Annotated in this window: 1 protein-coding gene; it reads right to left on the bottom strand. The window is 76.1% G+C overall.

The window, feature by feature from the left end; all coding sequences use genetic code 11:
• The coding region (locus tag KBX53_RS35510) for a TVP38/TMEM64 family protein (RefSeq protein WP_210864090.1) at positions 1-497 on the bottom strand (497 nt) is incomplete at both ends.

Here is a 497-nt window from a genome sequence, read left to right as displayed (position 1 = left end):
GCCCCAGGCTGGCCGGGGCGGCGGCGTACCAGTTGACCTCGCCCGGGGAGCTGACCGCCGCACCGATCGCCGCGTAGCCGAAGGCTGTCGGCGCGGACGCGATCACGCTGCCGGCCAGGAACGGCAGCACCCGGGCGCCGGTCGTGCCGTAGCCGTAGCTGACCAGCCCGAAGCCGGCGATCGGCAGCAGCCGGACGGTGACCACCCCGAGCACGCTCTGCCGGGCGAACCAGCGGTCGAGGCGGGCCAGTCGACCGCGGACCCGTTCGGCGACGAACTCCCGACCGAGCAACCGGCCGACGGTGAACCCGATCGCCGCGGCCAGCAGCGCGGCGCCCAGTGCGTACCCGGCGCCCTCCAGGGGGCCGAAGATCGCGCCCGCGGCGAGCGTGATGAAGGTCCGGGGCACCAGCGCCACCAGCAGCAGCGCGCCCCCGAGGATCGCCGCCACCGGGGCCAAATCGCCCAGCCGGTCGGCGACCAGCGGCAGCTGCTCC

The sequence above is a fragment of the Micromonospora sp. M51 genome, from assembly GCF_018070305.1.
GTDB classification, from domain to species: Bacteria; Actinomycetota; Actinomycetes; order Mycobacteriales; family Micromonosporaceae; genus Micromonospora; species Micromonospora parva.
The sequence above is the reverse complement of the archived record's forward strand: the minus strand, read 5'-3'. Positions and strand labels throughout refer to the sequence as shown.